This window comes from Catenulispora sp. EB89, assembly GCF_041261445.1.
Classification (GTDB): Bacteria; Actinomycetota; Actinomycetes; order Streptomycetales; family Catenulisporaceae; genus Catenulispora.
In genome coordinates this window covers 85,570-104,055 of sequence record NZ_JBGCCU010000016.1, presented here as the reverse complement: position 1 = coordinate 104,055, position 18,486 = coordinate 85,570, and the positions used below count along the sequence as shown (strand labels likewise).

The following is an 18,486-nucleotide window of genomic DNA, read 5'->3' as shown; positions in this document are numbered from 1 at the left end:
TTCGCCGGCCCGTGAACCCCGCCGTGACCACGAAGGTCACCCAAACAACCGCCGCACGTCACACGCACCGTGCACAATCAGCCCCATGACGACGACCGTGGGCGCGCCGCCCGCGCCCAGCAAGCCCGCCGCTCGAATACGCGGGTTCCTGACCAGCGTCGCGATGGGGGCGGCGCTGACCGCCTTCATCAGCGGGTGCATCGCGCAGAGCGTGTCGCTGGTCGTCATCGGGCTGGTGCTGCTTCCGGCCTACGGCCTGCTCTACGCCCTGGTCACCTACCGCCGCCGGGCCCGCGCCCGGGCCGCCGCGGCCGCCGTCGTGCCGCGCACCGCGCTGGCGATGATCGAGAGCCTGCAAGCGGTCGGCGGCGAGAGCAGCGACATCCCGGTGCGCTTCGACCTGACCGTCGCCCCGGACGACGCGCGTGCCTATCGCGTCGAGATCCGGCAGGACATCAACCTCGTGGCCCTGCCGGACTACCGCCCGCGCGGAATCGTGGTGGTCGAGTACCCGCCGGACCGGCCGTTGAAGGTCCGGATCGTGAAGCAGCCGACCGCCGAGTGGGCCGAACGCGCGGCCACGGCGAGCCTGGACTCCGCACCCGGCCCGGCGCAGAAAGAAGAGTCCCCGGCGAGCTGCACCGGCTGCCTCCTGACGCTGCTCGGCCTGCTGGTCGGCGCCGGCGCCATCCTCGGCCTGTTCCACACCGAAGTGTTCCACCACCACACGAGCGCCGCCGACACGTCGTCGTCCACGTCCTCGACCGATTCCTCAACTGATTCCTCGTCCACGACGACCACGACGACCGTCACCTCGGACGTCGGCACGGCCACCGTCGGCCCCGGTGAATCGCTGCTGGACCCCGGCGCACTCCAGTCAGCCGTCGAATCGGTGACGCAGGACGCGGCCAACCGCCCGGCACTCACCGTCGTCATCCAGGACACCCGCCTGACCGTCGTCTTCGCCCCGACCGACGTGCAGATCGGCGGCTTCGACCCCCGCACCCTGCCCTACGCCCGCATCCCCGCACTGGTCCACCAGGCCGAGAACACCCCCAGCGTCGGCACCGTCAAGAGCTGGCAGGTGAGCGCCGACGGCGCCACCGGCTCGGTCGCGCTCCGAATCGTGGTGACCGGCGACAAGGGCGCCGCGACGCTGACCGCGGACGGTCAAGGCAAGGTGCTTCAGCACAGCGGCGGCAACTGACGTCGTCATCGGGCCTCGGGCCTCGGCACGGACTACGAGCTCTGTTCCCAGTAAATCCAGCCCAGCGCGAGGTTGTCACGCGAGGCGCGGAAATAGTCGTCGACCGCGCTAAGGAAGCCCGCCGGTGGGAGGTACTGGTGCGCTTCGACGTAGTGCCCGACCAGTTTGGGTGCCGCGTAGAGCGAGCCATCGGCAGCGGGAATGCGGATCTCCCCGTTAGCCAGGTAATGGCTCTCCCCCTGTGCGTCGACGTAGGTGAGGGACGGGCTGTCAGCGGGGCAGAGCTCGCATTTGTGAAAGCCGCGCGTCTTGTTGACGTTTTGGTGCGCGATGATGCTCTGCAATGCTTCCAGCGTCTCTTCGGGCACAGGGCCGATGGCATGGGGATGGATGTCATCGAGCCATCCGACGTTGAGGCGCCACGTCACAACCGCGACCTCACGGCTGAACTCCGGAGCGGGCATGGGGATGCTGTCGAGGCCACGCCGGTAGCCGTAAGGACTCAAGTCGGGGAAATACATCCGGCACCTGGTTCTCTGTTCTCGCGGCTAAGTGGTCGGCGTGCACCAACGCTGCACCCGTGATCCCCTGACGGACAGTGCATCAGCACCGTGCGAAACTCACGCGCCTCTCCGTCAGTTCCCTGGTGTCATCGTGAACGAAACGTGGAAGGCTACGGCCCGAGGCCACGTCACCGCCGGCGCCGTGGCCAGGCCGCGCGAGGAGCGCAGGGGGTCCCATGAAACTCATCATCACGCGCGAACAGCAGGACCTGAAGGGCGCGTTCGGCGGCCACAAGGGGGTCTCCTTCAAGCTCGGGTGCCGACTCGAGCTCACGGCGGAGGAGGCCGAGCTCGTCAACCGCTACAAGCTCCAGGACGTCGCCCTGACGACCACCGTGTTCAACGGTCAGGAAGTGACGGGTACCAGCCTCGGTGCGCTCATCCAGGGGCAGTCGATGACGTTGAGTGATGTCACCACGCTCATCCACCAGGAGAACATCATTAAGGACGCCTGCGATCAGCTCCCGAGGCTCTTCGAGCTGTGTCGGACCTTCGGCGGGCAGGAAGTCATCGAGTACCCGCGCAAGAACGGCGACGACTAGTTCCGGACGTGCCGGATCGGGGCCGGATCCGGTCCGGCACGACTGGTCCAGACCAAAACTTTGGTCTAGACCCTTGACCCACGGTAGCCCCGGCGGTTCAATCCAAGTCGTGAACTAAGTCGTGAAGTAAAGCTCTGCCACAGCTCGACGCACGACTGACACCTCCCACGCAGGTCCACGAACGATATCCCCATGCCGCAGAGCAGTGTCGGTCTTCGCGAATCAAGATCTGATCAATCCTCGAAGGGATCTTCCGTGATCCGGCGACTGCTGACCCGCTCCCGTGCCTCCTCCCTTGTCGTGGCGGTCTTCGTCGCGCTCGCCGTGCCGACCGCCGCCGCAACCGCTGCCGCGACGTCCGCAACGACTCCGACCGCCGCCCCCGCCGACGTCACCAACTGCCAGCCGCAGGGCTCCATCAGCCTGGCCGGCGGCGAGTACACGTTGCAGAGCAACGAATGGAACTCCTCCGCCTCGCAGTGCGTGACCGCCACGACTGGGACGGCCTGGACCGTGAGCACCGCGAACTTCAACCTCAGCGGCGGCGCCCCGGCCACCTACCCCTCGATCTACAAGGGCTGCCACTGGGGTGCGTGCACCACCAACAGCGGACTGCCGATCCAGGTCAGCCGGCTTGGCAGCGCGACTTCCTCCTGGTCGACGACGCAACCCGCCGCCGGCGCCTACGACGTCGCCTACGACCTGTGGACCAACTCGGCGCCCACCACCGGCGGCCAGCCGGACGACAGCGAGATCATGATCTGGCTCAACAGCCGGGGCGGCGTGTCGCCGTTCGGCTCGCAGACCGGCACCGTCTCCGCCGGCGGCCTGAACTGGAACGTCTACACCGGCCGCCAGAGCTCCTGGAACATCGTCTCCTACGTCCTGCAGGGCGGCGGCACCTCGGTCACCAACCTCGACGTCAAAGCCCTGATCAACGACTCGGTCCAGCGCGGCGTCACCGGCGCCAACTCCTACCTCATCGACGCCGAGGCCGGCTTCGAGATCTGGCAGGGCGGCCAGGGCCTGGGCACGAACTCCTTCTCCTTCAACGCCACCCAGAGCTCCGGCGGCGGCGGAGGCGCGACCGGTCCGATCACCGGCATCGCCGGCAAGTGCGTCGACGTCGCCGGCGCGAACACCGCCAACGGCACGGCCGTCCAGCTCTACGACTGCAACGGCACCAACGCCCAGCAGTGGACGGTCGGCACCGACGGCACGATCCGCGCCCTCGGCAAGTGCCTGGACGTCACCGCGGCCGGCACCGCCAACGGCACTCTGACCCAGCTCTACGACTGCAACGGCACCGCCGCGCAGCAGTGGGCCGTCGGCGCGAACAGCAGCTTGCGGAACCCCAACTCAGGACGCTGTCTCGACGCCACCGGCAACAGCAGCGCCAACGGCACCCGGCTCCAGATCTGGGACTGCGCCGGCTCCGCGAACCAGCAGTGGCACCTTCCCAGCTAGCCGTACGACCACCTGCGCCGCCGCCCGCAACAGCCCCGCCGAATCCGAAAGGCAGGACCGCCCCGATGAAACACCTCAAAACACTGATACGCAACGCACGACACAGAACCCTGGCACTCCTCGGAGCCGTCGTCCTCGTCGCCGGCATCGGCATGAGCACCGCGAGCGTCGCCCAGGCCGCGAGCGGCACCGGCCCGATCACCGGCTACCAGGGCCTGTGTCTGGACGACCGCAGCGCCAGCACCGCGCAGTTCAACCCGATCCAGGTCTACACCTGCAACGGCACCGGCGCCCAGCAGTGGACCGTCGGATCGAACGGCAGCCTGCAGGTCCTCGGCAACTGCCTCGACGTGAACGCCGCCGGCACCGCCAACGGCACCAAGGTCGACCTCTACACCTGCAACGGCACCGGCGCGCAGGTCTGGCAGCCGCAGTCGAACGGCGCGCTGCTCAACCCGAACTCCGGCAAGTGCCTGGACGACACCGGCTTCGGCGGCTCGGGCACCCAGGTCCAGATCTGGGACTGCGCCGGCAGCGCCAACCAGTCCTGGAACCTCCCCGGCGGAGGTGGCGGCGGGGGCGGCGGCGGGTTCGTCGTCAGCCAGGCCCAGTTCAACCAGATGTTCCCGAACCGGAACTCCTTCTACACCTACAGCGGCCTGGTCACGGCGCTGAACTCGTACCCCGCGTTCGCCACCACCGGAAGCGCCACCACGCAGCGGCAGGAAGCGGCGGCGTTCCTGGCCAACGTCGACCACGAGACCGGCGGCCTGGTCTACATCCGCGAGATCGACCAGTCCGGGAACTACTGCGCCAGCGAGTCCTACGGCTGCCCGGCCGGCACCTACCAGTACTACGGCCGCGGCCCGCTGCAGATCAGCTGGAACTTCAACTACTACGCGGCCGGAAACGCGCTGGGCATCGACCTGCTCGACAACCCCGACCAGGTGGCCACCAACGCCGCGATCTCCTGGCAGACCGCCCTCTGGTACTGGTTCACCGGGACCGGCAACGGCGGCGTGACGTCCCACAACGCGATGGTCAACGGCAACGGGTTCGGCGCCACCATCCGCGCCATCAACGACATCGAGTGCAACGGCGGCAACACCGGCGAGATGCAGGACCGCGTCAACGACTACGAGTCCTTCACCTCCATCCTCGGCGTCAGCCCCGGCGGCAACCTCACCTGCTGACGCACCTGTCGGCAGACACAGCGTTCTGAATGCACCCCCACCTCGGCCCCCCGGCGGTCCCACAGCCGCCGGGGGAGCCGGGGTTTTCGCGTGCGCCGCAGGAGTCGGAGTTGTGCACAGCAGGGCCGGCGAGACGGCGTCCGAGCTCTCTTTTTGCAGGAGATCCCTCAAAAATTGCGCCAAGACGTTCGGTCCAGTCTTGACTTACGTCAATACTCAGATGAAGGTGTGCGGTGTGTCACACGGATGACACACACCCCGCGAGGCCGACGTCCTGGAGGTATCGGTGCTGCCCACGATCAGAACCCGACCACGAACGCGACTCCTGCTCGCGTTCCTGCTGGCGATGGCGCTCGCGATCCCGATGCTCGGTGCGGCCACCACGAGGGCCGCCGCCACGACGAACGCTGCCACGACGAACGCCGGCACGACGAACGCTGCCAGGAACGTCGCCACCACGGCCAAGGCCGCCGCTGCCACCACCGCACCGTGCGACATCTACGCCTCCGGCAGCACCCCGTGCGAGGCCGCGTACAGCACCACGCGGGCGATGTTCAGCGCCTACAACGGCCCGCTCTACCAGATCCAGCGCGCCTCGGACAACAACACCCTGAACATCGGTCTGCAGGCGGCGGGCGGCGTCGTCAACGCCGCGCCGCAGGTCTCGTTCTGCTCCGGCACCACCTGCACCATCACCCTGCTCTACGACCAGACCGCGAACGCCAACAACCTGCCGATATCCCCCGGCAAGTCCTGCTCGGGCTGCTCCGGAGGGCTCGGCGGCCCCGGCCCGAACGGCTCGGACATCGGCGCGAACGCGATGGCGCTGCCCATCACGATCGGCGGCCAGCAGGCCTTCGGCGTGCTCGTGAACAACGTCGGCACCGGATATCGCAACAACGCGGCCAAGAACGTGCCCACCGGCTCGCAGCCCGAGGGCGAGTACATGCTGACGTCGTCCAACCTGACCAGCGCCAGCTGCTGCTTCGACTTCGGCTCGGCCGAGACCAACGACAGCGACGACGGCAACGGCACGATGAACGCGATCTACTACGGCGGCGCCTGCTGGACCGGCGGCTGCACGGGCTCCGGGCCGTGGGTCGGCGGCGACCTGGAGAACGGCATGTACTTCAGCGCCGCGGGCCCCAACCCCACGAACATCCCCAGCGAGAGCGGCTCGTTCGTCACCGCCTGGGAGAAGAACAACGGGACGACCAACTTCACGCTCAAATACGGCAACGGACAATCCGGAGGCCTGAACCAGGCCTACTCCGGAGCGTTGCCGAGCCCCGGCTACAACCCGATGAAGGTGCAGAACTCGATCGAACTCGGCACCGGCGGCGACAACAGCGACCTGGGCAAGGGCGAGTTCTTCGAAGGCGCCGTCACGGCCGGCTTCCCCTCCGACGCGACCGAGAACGCGGTGCAGGCGAACGTCACCGCCGCCGGCTACGCCAACAACAACACCACGTTCACCACCAGCGCCTCCGTCGTCAGCCTGAAGGCGCACGCCAACGGCAAGTACGTGGACGCCGCCAACAGCACCACGCCGCTGATCGCGGACTCCGCCTCGATCGGCAAGGCCGAGGAGTTCGAGGTGGTGACCGGCACCGACGGCACCGTGAACCTGAAGTCGCTGGCCGACAACAGCTGGGTGACCGCCGACAACGACGGCGCCGCACCGCTGATCGCCAACCGCGGCGGCGTCGGCAACTGGGAGGTCTTCGGCCTGATCCACAACGCCGACGGCAGTGTCAGCCTGCGCTCCTACACGAATCAGAACATTGTCACCGCGGACAACGCCGGCGCCTCGCCCCTGATCGCGAACCGCACCGCGATCGGCCCCTGGGAGGAGTTCGACCTCGTCGCCGACACCGTCCCGGTCAGCCTGCGCGCCCACGCGAACAACGACTACGTGACCGCCGAGAACGCCGGCGCCGCGCCGCTGATCGCGAACCGCACCGCGATCGGACCCTGGGAGACGTTCGACCTGCTGCCGAACGGCGACGGCAGCGTCAGCCTGCGCGCGCACGCGAACAACGACATCGTGACCGCGGACAACGCCGGCGCGTCGCCGCTGATCGCGAACCGTACGTCGATCGGGCCGTGGGAGGAGTTCGATCTGATCGCCAACGGCATCGGGAGCGTCACGTTGCGCGCTCACGCGAACAACGACTACGTGACCACGCCGAACGGCGGGGCCTCGGCGCTGATCGCCAGTTCGACGTCGATCGGCCAGTCGGAGCAGTTCGACCTCGACTTCGACTGACGCGGCTACTACTTACGCTTGTGCTCAGCTCGGGCCGATGCCCGGGCTGAGCTCTTTTGGCTCGCACGCCGTCCCGTATGACCGGCGGCGTTGCCGCCAGGCCGTCCGGCCGGCGCAGTGCGGGCCGGGGGCGTCGTATGGGCACGGTGCGGATCGTCGGCGTCTCACCACCCCCTGACGGCGCGACCGTCACCATCGCCTGGTGGCACGGAGCACCGGCCGTCATCCAGTCCACGGCCCCCGGCAGCCACCCGATCCCGACCAAAGCGGGCCCGCAATGGGGCCTCGGGAACGACGCGACCGGAATCCTGGTTCTGATGGCCTTCATCCTCGCTTTCGGCGCCATGGCCTGGGGCCTGCGGATCCAGGACCACTACGGCGCGCTGTTGACGTCGGCTTATGTCGTGCCGCCGTTGTTCCTCGTCGCGGCGGTCGGCTGGCTGGCGCTCGTCCTCAGACGATGTCCAGCAACACGAGCAGCGACGGGAAGTCGTCGGCGAGCCGCGCCATGATCCCCGGCGTCGGGCCCTCGGGCGTGTCCCCGGCGAGGTCGATCGCGTCGGCCTTGTCGAAGTCGGCCCACCACAGCGAGCCGTAGTCGTCGTCGGCGGTGCGGATCGCCAGACTGCCACCGCTCCCGACGGCGATGACGACGTACCCGGGCGGGACGAGCTTGTTGGGCTCGAAGGCCTGGGTGCCGACCAGGTCCTCGACCGCCTCGAACTGGTCGATCACGCCATTGCCCCCGGTCCCGGGGACCACGGCGTAGTCGCTGAGCACACCGCCCCCGAAAGCGAGAAGCCACGCGCGGTAGGCCGGCGGGAGCCGGACGCCGAGGCGGCGCTCGACGTCGCCGGCGTCCTGCTCGGACACCGGCCCGTGCGCCTCCAGGGTGATGGACATCGTCACGCCTCCCGGTTTCGGTTCAGAGCTTTGTTGATGGACACGCCACCCAAGTGTCGGACTTGGTTGTGCAGCGTGCGGTCCACCAACACGAGCGTTTTGCCGTCCTCTTTGTGATGCCAACTCTGATCCGTGGGCTTCTTGTCCAACCCCGCGATCGCATTGGCCCGCCGAAAGTCCTCCGGCCGCGTCGCCCCGAAGCCACCCGGCAACTCGACAACATGCGTGGCATGCGGCTCGAAGATGGGGAAGCCCTCATAACTGAACTCGACACCGCCGGGATACTTGTCCTTCATATCCTGCGACAGCTTGTCGTAGAAGACCTCCCCGGCGAACGTCGAGTTGGCCCAGTTCTCAGCCCCGAGAACCGCCTGGGAGCGCGCGAGCCCGGCGTCCCTGCGCGCCTCGTGCTCGGCGGGGGAGAGGGAGCGGTCGGGGCGCTCGGCCGGACTTCCGAGGGGGGAGGTGGGGCGGTCGGTGGCGTCGGTGGCGGCACTGTCGGTGATGTCATCGGCGTCGTCCGAGGCGGTGTCGGGATCATAGTCGGCGTTATCGAGACTGGAACCGTCGTCGGCATCAGGATCGCTGGCCTCGGGAGTCGGCTCGGCACGCTCAAAGGGCTCGGCGAACTCACCGTCGTCCGCAGGTGGCGCGTCCTCGTCGCCGAAGTCGGGCTCGTATTCGGAGTTGTCGGGCGCTTCATCCGGTTCTTGGCTGTCCTCGCCGCCAGGTTCGGCTACGGGTTCGCCGGCCTCCTGATCGGCTTCGCCATCGGAGTCAGCTACAGACTCGTCGGTCTCCTGGCCTTCTGCATCGCCGGCATCGGTCTCGGGTTCGGCATCGGCGTTGGGCTCGGTCTCAGCCCCGGTGTCAGGCTCGGGATCAGGCCCGGTCTCTGTCTCGGGGTCGAGTTCGACTTCGGGCTCGGTCCCGGTGTCCAGCTCGGTCTCGGTTTCGGTCTCAGCTTCGGTCTCGGAGCCAGCTTCTGGCTCGGCTTCGGCTTCGGCTGCGGCTTCGGTGTCGGTGTCGGTGTCGGTGTCGGTGTCGGGCTCGGCCTCGTGCTCGGACTCGGGCTCGGGCTCGGCCTCGTGCTCGGACTCGGGCTCGGGCTCGGGCTCAGCTTCGTGCTCGGCCTCGGCTTCGTGCCCGGCCTCGGCTTCGTGCTCGGACTCGGGCTCGTGCTCGTGCTCGGGCTCGGCCTCGTGCTCGTGCTCGGGCTCAGCTTCGTGCTCGTGCTCGTGCTCGGGCTCGTGCTCGTGCTCGGGCTCAGCTTCGTGCTCGTGCTCGGGCTCGTGCTCGTGTTCGGCTTCGGAGTCGGCCTCCCGCTCGGGCTCGGCTTCGGGATCAGTTTCGTGCTCGGGCTCGAGCTCGGCTTCGGGCTCAGCCTCATCCCCCTCGCCGTCGTCTTCGCCCTCACCCTCCTCGGCCTCCGGATCAAAGTCCGCATTCCCCCGATCCCCATCACCTGCCTCCAGCTCCTCCCCGCCGTCCTCCGGTTCCGCCGCCTCCCCGCCGCCCTCGTCCCACTCACTCATCGCTGAAGTCCGGCTCCGCCTCCGCCGCGCTGGCCGCCCGCGCCGTGGCACGCTGCGAGCGTGCCCATTCGGGCCAGCGTTGGCGGACCTGGTGGGCCCAGGCGGTGGTGTGCTTCCACTTCAGGTGGCGGCCGAGGTGGATCACTACGCAGGCCTCGTAGTCGGCCAGCTGTTCGCTGCCCTCCTCCAGCAGCGTCGGCAGGCTTGCGGGTGCGGTGCCCGATGCTGTGGTGCTCAGCCACTCGAACGTGTCCGACCACCAGCCCGCGCGCTGGGGCTTCGGCAGCTCGCGGAAGGCGGTCACGCGCCGGTCGAGCTCGGCCGCCGTCGCGTCCGTCGCGGCCGGCTCGGCGTTGCCGCGGTAGAAGCACCGGTGCTCGCAGCCCGTGCACTCCGGGAACGTCGCCAGTGCGGCGTCCGCCTCCGGGACGTGCTTCACGAAGCGTTCGAAGCGCTCGCGCAGTACCTCCGCCCCCGCCAGTGGTGCGCGGCCGAGGCCTGAGGCTTGGGCCGCCTGGCCTCGTACGTCCGGGACTTGCACCAGCATCGGACGGTCCATGCGGTCGTGGTATACGTACCCTGAGAACGGTGCCAGTGCGGCGGCCTGTCGCTCCTGGTCCGCGGTGAAGCGCATGGTGCCGCCGATGGTCGCGCGGTCGTCGTCGGCGGGGAGGCGGTGCATCACCTTCAAGTTCGAGTTCTTGTACGCGTCCTCGATCAGCTTTCCCGGCACCTGCTCGACGATCACCACGCCCTCGCCGTACTTGCGGTTCTCCGCCAGCGTGTTCGCGAACCGGGTCGCCGCGGCCGCCTGGGCGTCGCCCTCCTTGCCGCCGGACGCCGCCGACGGTCGGCCGAGGAGCCGGTGCGCCTCCTCGATCACCATCACGTGCCGAGTGCCCGACGCCGGTTCGCGGTTCGCTTTGTAGTACTCCGTCAGGGCCGACAGCAGCAGTGCCGTCACCAGGGTCTGCTCCCGCTCGTTGTCGCCGAGTGCGGCCAGCTCCACCACCACCGGCCGGTCCAGCAGCGCCGCGACCGGGAACGACGTCGCGCAGTCCAACGTCCCCGCGCACGCCCCGTACGCCAGGCTCTGGGCCCGCAACTGCGCCGCGGCCTCGATGTTGGCGCGCACGTCGCCCCGGTACCCGAGCTTCGCGACCTCCTCGGCCAGGCAGTCGCTGAACTCGGCCAGCCGCGGCCAGCGCCCCGCGTACCGCTCCGAAGAACGCTCGGACGGCACGATCCCCCGGTTCCGGTACACCGCCAGCAGAGCCCTGTCATAGATCGCGGGCAGCGGGTCCCACAATCCGAAGGCCGCGTCGAAGCACGACTTCAGCCCACCCATGTGCGCCTGCACCGTGACCCCCGGCGGCGCCTCGAACGGATTCAGCCGCAGCGGTGCGATCCGCTCGTCTCCGACTGTGAGCACCACCAGGTCCTCGAACCCGGGCCGGGTGGCCAGCCACCGGTAATCATCGAGGTCTGAGTTGACCGGCTCCACGACCAGGAACGGCACCCGGTGGTCGCGCCACAGCTGCTCGCAGAACGCCAGTGTCGAGTTGGTCTTGCCCGACCCCGGCGCGCCGACGAACAAAGCGTGCCGCGTCAGGTCGTCCACCGAAATGCCCAGCTGCCCGGCGGGACGTCCCTCCGCGAACTGCTCGCCGAGCGACACCTGACCATCGTCGAACCCGTACTCGATCAGCCCCGCCGCAGCCGGGCGCCGCACCGGAAAACCAGGCAGCGCGCCCGAAATCGCGGCAGGAAGGTGCACAGCCGCCGACGCCTCACCCGGATCCACCAACTCGCACAAGCTACGAAGCAACGGCTGCAGAACCTCGGGCTGGTCGTCGTAATAGTCCCGGTCCCACCGCAGCTGCTCGATGGCGGCCACGTTGTGCCACGCCGCCGCCAACTCCTGCTCGTCCCGAGGACGCACGATCCGGTACGCCGGCCCCGAAAAGCTCTGCACCAGCACCCCGCCGACAGCCCCGCTCGCACTCGCCGACGTCGTGGACGGCGACACGGCGCGCCCGATCAGCTCGCATAACCCGTCCGCGATGGGCTCCGGGCTGGCCACCGTGATCCGCATCTTGAAGACCCGCCCCGCATACCGTCGAGCCGCGTCGACGAATATCCGATGCGCGTCCACGGCGAAGGCGTCCGCAGTCAGCTGGATGCGCGAGGTGAAGATCCCCTCCGGGATCTCGCCCGGCGAGCCGAGCCGGTGATACGACGTCGCCAACTGATTCAGGGCATTGACGACGTCCGGACCGGTCTGCGCCGGGATCAGCCCGACCGACAGCATGACCGGCGCGGACTGCGCCGCCAACGCCCGCAGCACCGGCTCCCACGAAGCCGGCGTCACCGTGAACGGCTGCACCATGTGGTAGTACGGCACCCCGGCATCAGGACGCTGCGGTACCCCGGTCCAGATCCGCTTGCGGATCTCGGCGATGCCCCGCATCGGCGGCCGGAACGGCACCAGCGCCGCGCTGACGTCCGCCGCCGACGCCAGCTCGGCGGCGTGGACATGCCGCGGCATCGTCAGAGCCAGCTGGCGGCGCACGGCGGTCGCGGCCTGAAGCGCGTTTTCCAGACCGTTCGCCGCGACCCGCCCGAGCACCGTGCAGCCGATCCGCCCGGTCGCCGGATCGTTGACGTACCGGGTGTCGTAGCGCTCAAGGTGCGCGTGCTCCCACAGCCCACCGGTCCACGCGCGGTCGGCGGCCGCGGTCTTGTCCAGCCGCGCGCCCTCGGACAGGCCGCTGTACTCCTCGGCCTCGGTGAGGTCCGCGGCCGCCTCGATCCGCACGCCGGTCCAAGCGTAGGTCCAGGCATCCGCGGTCTGTATCAGGAAGCTGGGATGCTGAGGGGACTGGGAGTCCTGAGTTGTCACGACGGCTCCTGGGGGTCCTCGAGTCCTGGGTGCGACGCGAATCAGGGGTCTTGCACGACGTCCCCGCGCCGGCGCGAACCGGGGGCGGGGACGTCGCGTGCCACAAGCAGTTCGAACAATGCTGCCGGACAGGTCGGTGGGGCCGACCGCCTCAGCTCCCGGAGCCCTGAGGCGGCACGTGGTCGCCCGCCGTCGAGACGGCCGACGGAGCCGACGGAACCGACGGAGCCGGCGGAGCCGACGGCGCGGACGGGGCCGACGGACCGGACGGCGCCGCATGGGCCGCAGGTGCGGCAGGCAACGTAACCGGCATCGGCGCGGGCACCGGCAGCGGCGCGGGCGCCGGAGCCGGGGCGATCCCGCCGGCCGCCGGCGTCACGTCCACGTTCTCCACCGACAGCATCCCGCCGAAGACCTGCTCGAACGTCAGCGACGTGCCCTCGATCGCCGCCTCGATCCCCTCGCGGGTGGCGACGTCCAACGCCTCGCGCATCGCGCGCGCCATCTCGGTCCGCAGCATCTGCCGCATCAGGTCGGCCCGGTTGGCCGCGTTGGCGAACAGGTCCTTCCAGTACGTGAAGATCAGCTTGCGCCCCGGACGCCGGCGCCACATGGTCCAGCCGATGTACAGGCTGGTGCCGTACCCGAACACGCTGACGTAGGCGTAGTAGCTGCCGTCCCGGATCTCCAGCCGGTTGGCCACGCTGCCGCGCATGATGATGTCGCTGCGCACCAGCTTCGGCTGCGCCTGCACCGGGACCTGGCGGTTCCGCAGCGACCAGGCGATGGCCGCGAACGCGCCGTTGGCGGCCTGGCATTCGTCCGGGATGAGCGACTTGGACTCCGAGATCGGGTCGTTGGTGGTGATGATGAGCAGCAGCACGAGGTAGATCACGGGCCCGGCGATGAGGCAGAGCACGAAGACCGGGAAGAGGCCGACGGCGATCAGGATCGCGCCGAAGATCAGCACCGGGATCCAGATCAGGAGCGCGCCGACCGCCGCCCGCTGCCACAGCCGGAACAGCATGCCCGGGGTCACGCGCTCGTCGAACACGGACTCCACGGGCTCGTAGCCGCCGACAGAGAATCTGATATATCGGCCCCCGGTTGCGGCACCGGGGGAATGCGTGGTGGTCGTCATGGCGTCTCGTCTTTCCACTCGAAGGGTGATTTCCGGTGCGTGGAACCAGCCCGCGGAGGGGCCTGGGGGTTGCTGACGGACAGGAGGTGCCGGAGGACGAGCGAGGTAAATCAGTTCACTGATGAAGATGTCCCCGCGGACCCGCCGGGCGTGGACGGGCTGCTGGTGCTGCTCGCGCCGGTCGCGCTCGGGGTCCCGCTGGGCGTGCCGGTCCCGCTCGCGCCGCCGCCGGCCTTGGTCAGCGTCAGCTTGGGCGCCCCGTCGAGCTCGACCACGGCGGTCCCGTCCTGCGCCGAGATGTTCAGCGCCGCCAGGTCCGTGACGATCGGGGTCGTGCAGCCGGAGTTGGTCAGCGGCGCGGCCTGGCCCGCGTAATGGCCGTCGTAGCCGGTCAGCGTGAACTTGTACATGATCGCGCAGCCGGAGACGTCCGACTGGGAACCCGTGTACTGGCCCGCGCCGGTGGACGTGAACGTCCAGGTGCCGCCCTGGCCGTCCGACCACTTGCCCGGCAGCGGATCCTGCGCGCCGGTGAGCAGCTGCTGCTTCTTCAGATCCACCGTCTGGCTGACGCAGCCGCTCATCGGACCGGTCAGGTCGTTCCCGTCCGCGCTCAGCGTGCCGTCGAACGAGCCCACCTGGATCCCGCCGCCGAGCATCGCCAGGTCCCCGCGAACGGCCAGGTGGCCGCTGTCCGCCAGGCCGATCATGGTGGAGCCCGTGCTGGCCAGGTCGGCGGCGCCGGTCAGCGAGTAGGCGTCCCAGAACCCTGAGACGTGGTCGCCGCCGGCCGCGCCGTCCTCCAGCATGATGCCGACCTCGTGCGACCCGCACGCGGCCTGGCCCTCCCAGGCGCCCAGGACCGAGGAGTCCCCGGTGAACGGTGCGGCCGAGTCGGTCGGGGCGCTGATGAAGTCCGGGAACTGGTAGGACGACGAGGTCGGAGTCGGCAGCGACGTCTCCGACGGCGCGGCTGCTGTGTCCGTCGGCGAGGTCGCCCCGCCGCCGAACACGGATCCGTCACCGTTGCCGTTGCTGTCGTTCAAGCCATACGTCGGCAGGCCCGAACCGGCGGACCCGGCCGACGTCGAGCTGCCGGAAGAGCCGGTGACGGCGGCGACCACGCCCCCGCCGCCGGCGATCAGCACGAGCAGCCCGACGCCGAGGCCGAGCAGCAGCTTGCGGCTCGGCCCGCCCTGGCCCCACGGGGCGACCGGCGTCGGCGGCTCGGTACCGAAGAACCAAGCCTGCGGCTTGGTTTTCACCGATGCCCCACATGCGGAACAGGACTCTGTATCGGTGTTTAGCGAAGCCCAGCAGTTAGGACAGTACGCGAAAGCCACGTAGTTCGTTCCTCCCCCTCCGTACCCGCGCCATATGTACGGCGAATTGCGCCAGCCCGCGCAAAAGCGTGCTTCATGGTACGGCCGCACCTGAGGAAAAGAGAAGGAATTGCGGGAGGGAATTGAAAGGCATACCCGAGACTCGCGGAGTGCCTGAAGATGAGGCCTTGACCTGCATCAGGACCTGAATCAGGGCACGGATATCAAGGGTCCTACCAGGCGTTGAGACGGACCGTTATACGGGCCGCTCCAGAATGCATTCTGAGCGGCCTTCGACACGGAAAACACTTTATCCGGGATATCAAGATCGGAGCCGCGCCAACTCCCACGGGTCGTGCGAGCCGAACACGGTGACCTCCTTGCCGTGCAGACGTACCAGCTCCCGCAGCCGCGCGTGGTTGGCCATCCGCAGCGGCCGGTCGACCTCGGCGATCTGCTGGAGCAGGTCCATGCCCGGGTGGCCGCGCGGCCGGTCGGGGTCGAGCTCGTGGTGGTAGTAGTAGGCGTCGCCGCAGTGCAGCAGCCAGCGCTCGCCGTCGCGGACGGCCACCGCGCTGTGTCCGGCGGTGTGTCCGCCGAGCGGGATCAGCGCGATCTCGGCGTCCAGGCCCGCCAGCGGCCGGACGGCGTCGAACCCGAACCACCCCTCGCCGGCACCGGCGGCCGACGGCGTGTAGGTCTGCCAGAGCGGCTGATGGGCCCAGTGCGCGGGCCGGTAGCGGACGTGGTCCTCGGGATGGCTGCCGGTCGACGCCAGCCCGGCTCGCTGCTCGGCGTCCAGGAGGTGCACCCGGGCGTCGGGGAAGTCCGGCAGCCCGCCCGAGTGGTCGATGTCGAGGTGTGTGAGCACGATGTGCCGCACGTCGCCCGGGTCGTGTCCCAGAGCCTTGATCTGGTGCAGCGCGGTCTCGTCGAGATCGAGCACCGGCTGCGCACGGCCGACGAACTCCTGGCTCAGGGTGCGCTCCGGCATGGTGACGTCCGCGGTGCCCAGGCCGGTGTCGACCAGCACCAGCCCGTCGCGGTCGGTCTCGATCAGCAGGCAGTGGCAGACCGTCGGGAGGCTCGCGCCGTCCTCGTCCTCGATGGAGCGCATCGTTCCGCAGTTGATGTGGTGTATTCGCATGGCCCTACACTGCGACTTGAAGCGCGCTTGAGGTCAAGCTCGTGCCCGGTACAGGGGAGGGTCCATGCGGGACGCACTGTTGGACATCGGCGAGGTCGTCGCGCACACCGGCCTGGCGCCGTCGGCGCTGCGGTTCTACGAGCAGCGCGGCCTGATCGCGTCGTCGGGACGCAATGGTCTGCGACGCACCTACGAGGCGGCCGTCCTGGAGCGCCTGGCGCTCATCGCCTGCGCCCGCGAGGCGGGATTCGGCATCGCCGAGATAGCGCGGTTCCTGGGTGCCGGCCCCGGCGACGAGGACCTGCGCGCGGGCATGGCCGCGAAGGCCGACGAGCTGGACGTCCTGATCGCCCGCCTCACCCGGATGCGCGCCGGGCTGCGGCACGCCGTGGCCTGCGACCACGAGCCCTTGGTCGCGTGCCCGGAGTTCAAGCAGATGCTCGCCGCGAAGGAGCCGGAGCAGGCGTAGGCGTGGGCGTGGGCGTAGGACTAGGCGGAAGAAGAAGAACAGGGCGGAAAACGAGATACGGCCTCCCGGCGGATCGCCGCCGGAAGGCCGTACCGTCGCAGTGCTATGACTTACCGATCACCGCTGCCGATCCCTACCACCGCGAGGCGATGGCACCCGTGGTCGGGTTCAGGATGACGCGGTTGGACACGTCGCGGTCCCAGAAGTCGAACATGTTGTCGATCGAGCCGGCCTTGGCGTCGAACGAGCCGTTGCCGACCTTGCCCAGGCTCCAGTTGTTCTCCACGAACTGCAGGATGGAGGCCTGGGAGACCTGGTTGTGGCTGATGTAGTTCTGCTTGCTGAACGGCGAGATGACCAGCAGCGGCTGGCGCGGGCCGACGCCGCAGCGGTCCGCCTGGCCCTGGGCCGGGGCGGCCGCGGTGCAGGCCGGGGAGCTGTCCAGCGCGGTGTTCGAGCCGCTGACGATCTTGCCGGACTGGTGGTCGTACCAGCCGTCGGAGTCGTCGTAGGCGATGACGATCGCGGTGTCGCGCCAGTCCGGGGACTTCTGGATGGCGTTGATCTCGGTCGCCAGGAAGTGCTGCTCGTCCAGCGGGTCGGAGTAGCCGGCGTGGCCGTCCTGGTACTCCGCCGCCTTCAGGAAGCTGACGGCCGGCAGGTGGCCGGTGTTCAGCGCGGTCGTGAAGGCGGTCAGGTCGTACTGGTGGTTCGCCTGGTCGGTCTTGCCGATCATCGACGGCTTCGACGGCGGCAGGTGGTGCGGGTTCGAGGTCGACTTGTAGTACTCGAACGGGTTGTGGTGCGGCGAGTAGTCGGCCGAGGAGTTGCCGCCGATGTTCTTGCTCGTGGCGCCGCACTGCGCGTAGCCGTTCGCCGAGCTGCTCGCGGCGGTGGTCGGCGCGAAGCCGCCCTGGAACCAGCCCCAGGTGACGTTCTTCTTGTTGAGCAGGTCGCCGACGTTCTGGCCGGACAGCGCGGCCAGCGGCGAGGTCGAGGCGTGGCCGTTGTCCGAGCAGTCGTCGTACGCCGGGTCCGCGTCGGTGTACAGCGTGCCGACGCCGGAGGCGTTCGGGGAGCCGATGAACGAGGCCGTGACCGGCTGGCCGGTGGTGGAGTTCACCGCGGTGGCGCCGTAGGTCTGGCCGGCGATCAGGTTCAGCGCGCCGGGGGTCGACGGGCCGAACACGTCGCTGTAGGAGTTGTCGCTCATCGCGTAGTTCTGAGCGTAGTTCCACAGGCCGGTGACGGTGTTGCCGTCGTAGTAGTCCATGACCAGGCCCGGAGCGCCGTACAGGATCGGCTGGCCGGTGCAGGTGGCGACGTTGGTGCTCTGGACGTACTGGTCGTTCTTGCCGCCGTCCGACGCCTTCTGCTCGGCCGTGTAGCCGTGGTTCTGGTCGCAGGTGAGCGCCTGGCTCGGGGTCAGCCGCTGCGGGTTGTACTGGTTCGGGTTGGCCGTCAGCAGCTGCTGGGTCAGGCCGTTCGCCTTCGGCGTGTCCCGCTTGGCGGTGAACGTCGTGCCCTGGCCGTCGTTCGCGGCCTTCGGGTAGGTGCCGAAGTAGTGGTCGTAGGAGACGTTCTCGTCGAACAGGACGACCACGTGCTTGATCGGGGTGCTGGTGCGGTTGTCACCACTGCCGTCGTGGCCGTGGTGCCAGCCGCCGTAGCCGGACGCGAAGGCGGTCGGGGTGGCGACAAGACCGATCACCGCGGCTGCGGCGGTGGGCAGGACCCACTTCCGGCTGATCAGTCGTTTCTTGCTCTGCGACATCGGATCTTCTCCCTGAGAGACGGTCTTGCCAGTTTTCGCGGGGCCAGTCTCG

General features: G+C 69.0%; 15 protein-coding genes. 7 read left to right on the top strand and 8 right to left on the bottom strand.

Annotated features, from left to right (window positions below):
- Positions 1–85: 85 nt before the first annotated feature.
- Complete coding sequence (locus ABH920_RS30170) at positions 86–1,207, top strand: hypothetical protein (RefSeq protein WP_370352571.1); 1,122 nt, start codon at positions 86–88, stop codon at positions 1,205–1,207.
- Positions 1,208–1,239: 32 nt separating this feature from the next.
- On the opposite strand, the gene ABH920_RS30165 is transcribed toward ABH920_RS30170, so the two are convergent.
- Complete coding sequence (locus tag ABH920_RS30165) at positions 1,240–1,728, bottom strand: hypothetical protein (RefSeq protein ID WP_370352570.1); 489 nt, start codon at positions 1,726–1,728, stop codon at positions 1,240–1,242.
- 218 nt (positions 1,729–1,946) lie between these two features.
- Here ABH920_RS30165 and ABH920_RS30160 point away from each other — a divergent pair, with 218 nt between their 5' ends.
- The 5 genes from ABH920_RS30160 (at position 1,947) to ABH920_RS30140 (ending at position 7,753) form a co-directional block, all read left to right on the top strand.
- Positions 1,947–2,312 carry a hypothetical protein gene (locus ABH920_RS30160; protein ID WP_370352569.1) on the top strand — a complete coding sequence of 122 codons (366 nt, stop codon included), beginning with the start codon at positions 1,947–1,949 and terminating at the stop codon, positions 2,310–2,312.
- A gap of 255 nt (positions 2,313–2,567) precedes the next feature.
- Entirely contained in the window at positions 2,568–3,779 is a 1,212-nt protein-coding gene (locus ABH920_RS30155) for a ricin-type beta-trefoil lectin domain protein (RefSeq protein ID WP_370352568.1), read from the top strand.
- Positions 3,780–3,844: 65 nt separating this feature from the next.
- Positions 3,845–4,972: a glycoside hydrolase family 19 protein gene (locus ABH920_RS30150; RefSeq protein ID WP_370352567.1), complete on the top strand. Its 1,128-nt coding sequence runs from the start codon at positions 3,845–3,847 to the stop codon at positions 4,970–4,972.
- A 346-nt stretch (positions 4,973–5,318) separates the two neighbouring features.
- Positions 5,319–7,241 carry an arabinofuranosidase catalytic domain-containing protein gene (locus ABH920_RS30145; protein ID WP_370352697.1) on the top strand — a complete coding sequence of 641 codons (1,923 nt, stop codon included), beginning with the start codon at positions 5,319–5,321 and terminating at the stop codon, positions 7,239–7,241.
- Between the two features lie 77 nt (positions 7,242–7,318).
- On the top strand, positions 7,319–7,753 hold the full coding sequence (locus ABH920_RS30140) for a hypothetical protein (protein WP_370352566.1): 435 nt from the start codon (positions 7,319–7,321) through the stop codon (positions 7,751–7,753).
- Here the strand turns inward: ABH920_RS30140 and ABH920_RS30135 are convergent.
- From ABH920_RS30135 to ABH920_RS30110, 6 genes are all read right to left on the bottom strand, one after another.
- On the bottom strand, positions 7,695–8,144 hold the full coding sequence (locus ABH920_RS30135; protein WP_370352565.1) for an SMI1/KNR4 family protein: 450 nt from the start codon (positions 8,142–8,144) through the stop codon (positions 7,695–7,697). The two genes, ABH920_RS30140 and ABH920_RS30135, sit on opposite strands and share 59 nt — an antisense overlap.
- Before the next feature lie 2 nt (positions 8,145–8,146).
- Positions 8,147–9,679 (bottom strand): HNH endonuclease, encoded by a 1,533-nt coding sequence (locus ABH920_RS30130; protein WP_370352564.1) that lies wholly within the window; start codon positions 9,677–9,679, stop codon positions 8,147–8,149.
- On the bottom strand, positions 9,672–12,581 hold the full coding sequence (locus tag ABH920_RS30125; protein ID WP_370352563.1) for an ATP-binding protein: 2,910 nt from the start codon (positions 12,579–12,581) through the stop codon (positions 9,672–9,674). The genes ABH920_RS30130 and ABH920_RS30125 overlap by 8 nt, the downstream gene beginning before the upstream one ends.
- Before the next feature lie 151 nt (positions 12,582–12,732).
- Positions 12,733–13,635 (bottom strand): hypothetical protein, encoded by a 903-nt coding sequence (locus ABH920_RS30120; RefSeq protein WP_370352562.1) that lies wholly within the window; start codon positions 13,633–13,635, stop codon positions 12,733–12,735.
- A 197-nt stretch (positions 13,636–13,832) separates the two neighbouring features.
- Positions 13,833–14,987: a hypothetical protein gene (locus tag ABH920_RS30115; RefSeq protein WP_370352561.1), complete on the bottom strand. Its 1,155-nt coding sequence runs from the start codon at positions 14,985–14,987 to the stop codon at positions 13,833–13,835.
- 379 nt (positions 14,988–15,366) lie between these two features.
- Positions 15,367–16,191: an MBL fold metallo-hydrolase gene (locus ABH920_RS30110; RefSeq protein WP_370352560.1), complete on the bottom strand. Its 825-nt coding sequence runs from the start codon at positions 16,189–16,191 to the stop codon at positions 15,367–15,369.
- A gap of 64 nt (positions 16,192–16,255) precedes the next feature.
- Here ABH920_RS30110 and ABH920_RS30105 point away from each other — a divergent pair, with 64 nt between their 5' ends.
- Positions 16,256–16,660: a MerR family transcriptional regulator gene (locus ABH920_RS30105; protein ID WP_370352559.1), complete on the top strand. Its 405-nt coding sequence runs from the start codon at positions 16,256–16,258 to the stop codon at positions 16,658–16,660.
- Positions 16,661–16,793: 133 nt separating this feature from the next.
- Here ABH920_RS30105 and ABH920_RS30100 read toward each other — a convergent pair whose 3' ends face one another.
- Positions 16,794–18,434 (bottom strand): alkaline phosphatase family protein, encoded by a 1,641-nt coding sequence (locus ABH920_RS30100; RefSeq protein ID WP_370352558.1) that lies wholly within the window; start codon positions 18,432–18,434, stop codon positions 16,794–16,796.
- Positions 18,435–18,486: the final 52 nt, after the last annotated feature.

Bases quoted from the DNA above. Each gene is read 5' to 3' on its own strand.
- ABH920_RS30170 (WP_370352571.1), top strand. From the start codon at position 86: ATGACGACGACCGTGGGCGCGCCGCCCGCGCCCAGCAAGCCCGCCGCT.
- ABH920_RS30165 (WP_370352570.1), bottom strand. From the start codon at position 1,728: ATGTATTTCCCCGACTTGAGTCCTTACGGCTACCGGCGTGGCCTCGAC.
- ABH920_RS30160 (WP_370352569.1), top strand. From the start codon at position 1,947: ATGAAACTCATCATCACGCGCGAACAGCAGGACCTGAAGGGCGCGTTC.
- ABH920_RS30150 (WP_370352567.1), top strand. From the start codon at position 3,845: ATGAAACACCTCAAAACACTGATACGCAACGCACGACACAGAACCCTG.
- ABH920_RS30145 (WP_370352697.1), top strand. From the start codon at position 5,319: ATGGCGCTCGCGATCCCGATGCTCGGTGCGGCCACCACGAGGGCCGCC.
- ABH920_RS30140 (WP_370352566.1), top strand. From the start codon at position 7,319: ATGACCGGCGGCGTTGCCGCCAGGCCGTCCGGCCGGCGCAGTGCGGGC.
- ABH920_RS30135 (WP_370352565.1), bottom strand. From the start codon at position 8,144: ATGTCCATCACCCTGGAGGCGCACGGGCCGGTGTCCGAGCAGGACGCC.
- ABH920_RS30130 (WP_370352564.1), bottom strand. From the start codon at position 9,679: ATGAGTGAGTGGGACGAGGGCGGCGGGGAGGCGGCGGAACCGGAGGAC.
- ABH920_RS30110 (WP_370352560.1), bottom strand. From the start codon at position 16,191: ATGCGAATACACCACATCAACTGCGGAACGATGCGCTCCATCGAGGAC.
- ABH920_RS30105 (WP_370352559.1), top strand. From the start codon at position 16,256: ATGCGGGACGCACTGTTGGACATCGGCGAGGTCGTCGCGCACACCGGC.
- ABH920_RS30100 (WP_370352558.1), bottom strand. From the start codon at position 18,434: ATGTCGCAGAGCAAGAAACGACTGATCAGCCGGAAGTGGGTCCTGCCC.